The organism is Streptomyces sp. NPDC048411, from assembly GCF_040704695.1.
Taxonomy (GTDB): Bacteria; Actinomycetota; Actinomycetes; order Streptomycetales; family Streptomycetaceae; genus Streptomyces.
On sequence record NZ_JBEZKL010000280.1, the window covers coordinates 1 to 2977 of the forward strand.

Annotated in this window: 1 protein-coding gene; it reads left to right on the forward strand. The window is 66.4% G+C overall.

Translation table 11 applies throughout. The annotated features are described in order from the left end of the window. Positions 1-469: 469 nt before the first annotated feature. Positions 470-2881 (forward strand): ricin-type beta-trefoil lectin domain protein, encoded by a 2412-nt coding sequence (locus AB0915_RS38865; RefSeq protein WP_366696085.1) that lies wholly within the window; start codon positions 470-472, stop codon positions 2879-2881. The last annotated feature ends 96 nt before the right edge of the window (positions 2882-2977 follow it).

Here is a 2977-nt window from a genome sequence, read left to right on the forward strand (position 1 = left end):
AATCAGTGCCCTGCGCTGGGGTGCGAGCAGTCCTGCGTCCGTCACAAGCCCATCCCTGATCGTCTGTGTGCCGACTCCACCATGAACGTCATGGTAGACACACGGAAAGCATCACAATTCAACAAATCCAGATTACCGCAAGGCCGGGCATCGCGGCCCGGCCGTCCGGCGCGGACCTCGTCAGCCGATCCAGCCGACTCCCCGTGTGCGCAGCCGGCAGTGCGCGCGGACGGGTGGCAGCCACGGCAGTACCCCTGCCGGGGCGTTACGGCTCACCTGAATAGGTGTGCGCGATTATGTTACTAAGCGTTGACATCTGTTTATTCAGACTTCATATTTGGCGTGTTCGAGCAACTTCCCGCCCATGCGCCTCGTGGGGATGCGGCGTGATTCTCCCGGCAGTTCGGGTTCTCTCCAGGTCTTCAGCGCGCCGTAGGCCCTCAGGCATCCGAATCCCGAAGGAGTCAGCATGACTCGGGCACCAGTGCGTCGTTGGCGCACGCTCGCCGCAGTGACGAGCCTTTTGCTGAGCACGCTCACCGGCCTGGCCGCTCCCACCGTCGCGCAGGCCGCGCCCACGCCGCCGACCTCGATCACGCCGCCGACCTCGATCACCATCGACGGCACCAAGCCGGGCCTGACCTTCGACGGTGTCGGCGCCATCTCCGGCGGCGGCGGGAACTCCCGACTCCTGGCCGATTACCCGGAGCCGCAGCGAAGCGATCTCCTCGACTACCTCTTCAAGCCCGGCTACGGCGCCTCGCTCCAACTGCTCAAGCTGGAGATCGGCGGCGACACCAACTCCACCGACGGTGCCGAGCCCAGTCACATGCACACGGCCGGCACCGTCGACTGCAACCAGGGCTACGAGTGGTGGATGGCAGAACAGGCCAAGGCCCGCAACCCCGGTATCAAGCTCGCTGCGCTGTCCTGGGGCGCCCCCGGCTGGATCGGCGGCGGCAACTTCTGGTCCCAGGACACCATCGACTATCTGATGTCCTATATGGATTGCGCGGCGAAGCACGACCTGACGATCGACTACCTCGGCGGTTGGAACGAGCGCGGTTACGACGAGGCCTGGTACAAGAAACTCAAGGCCACACTCACCTCGCGCGGGTATGCGACCAAGGTCGTCGCCTCGGACAGCGGCTGGGAAGTAGCGGACGACATGGCCAAGGACCCGGCGTTCAACGACGCTGTCGACGTCGTCGGCGTCCATTATCCGTGCGGCTACCTCGGCGCCTACACCACCTGCTCCAGCACCGCCACGGCACAGGGTCTCGGCAAGCCGCTGTGGGCCAGCGAGAACGGCTCCCAGGACACCGACACCGGCGCGCCCGCCGTGGCGCGGTCGATCAACCGCGGTTACCTCGACGGGAAGATGACCGCCTACTTCAACTGGCCGGTCATCGCCGCGCTCTACCCGAACCTCAACTTCTCCACCGACGGGATGTCCATCGCCAACCAGCCCTGGTCCGGCAACTACAAAATCGGCAAGACCGCCTGGGTGACCGCGCACACCACACAGTTCACCCAACCCGGCTGGCACTACATCGACTCCGCGGGCGGATACCTCGGCGGCAACCGCACCAACGGCAGCTACGTGACGATGAAGTCGACGAACAACTCCGACTACAGCACGGTCATCGAGACCATGGACGCCACAGCCGCCCAGAGCGCCGGGTTCACCGTCAAGGGCGGCCTGTCCAGGGGCCGGGTCCACGTCTGGGCCACCGACGTCAAGTCGGGGGACTCGGCGAGCTGGTTCGTCCGCCAGCAGGACATCACCCCGCGCGGTGGCAAGTTCAACCTCACTCTCCAGCCCGGCTACGTCTACACCGTGACCACCACGACCGGCCAGGGCAAGGGAACCGCGACCCCGCCGGCACCCGGCGCACTCGACCTGCCGTATGCGGACACCTTCGAGACCCCCGCCACCACCACGTCGCCGAAGTACTTCTCCGACATGAACGGCGCGTTCCAGACCGTGGCCTGCGGTGGCGGCCGTTCGGGCACCTGTCTGCGCCAGATGGCCCCGACGACGCCGATCCGATGGACCGACGAACCCTACAACGCCCCGTACACGGTCATGGGTGACGGCACGTGGAGCAACTACACCGTCACCGTCGACACCATGCTTGAGAAGGAAGGCAGCGTCGAACTGCTCGGCCGCGTCAACCAGCAGGCCAAGAACAACAACGGCCTGAACGCCTATCACCTGCGCGTGAGCGATACCGGCGCCTGGTCCATCGACAAGAGCGACGCCAAGTGGACCTTCACCACACTGGCCAGCGGCAGGACCACCGCGCTCGGCACCGGCAGCTGGCACACTGTCGCGTTCGCCCTGGAGGGCTCGACCCTCTCAGCGGCGGTGGACGGCGTCACCGTCGGCACCGTCACCGACTCCAGCTACACCAACGGGCAGGCCGGCCTTGGTGTGACCGGATACCGGACCGACCAGTTCGACAACTTCGCCCTCACCCCCGGCACCGCCTCGTCCCACGTCGGCCCGATCACCTCGGGCCTGGTCGACAAGTGCGTCGACGCCAAGGACGACTCCAGCGCGAACGGCACCCCGGTGCAGCTGTGGGACTGCAACGGAGGAAGCGCGCAGGTATGGACCTGGTCCAACGGCACCCTGACCCACAACGGCAAGTGCATGGACGTCACCGGCCAGGGCACCGCCAACGGGACACAGGTGATTCAGTGGGACTGCACCGGCGGCGCCAACCAGCAGTGGGCGGCACAGCCCGACGGCACCCTGAAGGGCGTCCAGTCGGGCCGCTGCCTGGACGCCCCGGGATCCACGACCACCAACGGCGCCCAGCTGGTGATCTGGGACTGCAACGGCGGCGCCAACCAGCGGTGGACGCTCCCGTAGCCGTCCACTCGTACCCATGAGTCCGTGAGCTCGTCCTTCAACCTCAATGCCGTTGAATGGGCCTGAGCCGGCGGTTCAGCGGACACCAGGGGTGGT

What these genes read in the sequence shown, in the direction of transcription:
- AB0915_RS38865 (WP_366696085.1), top strand. Translation starts at nt 470, where the DNA reads ATGACTCGGGCACCAGTGCGTCGTTGGCGCACGCTCGCCGCAGTGACG.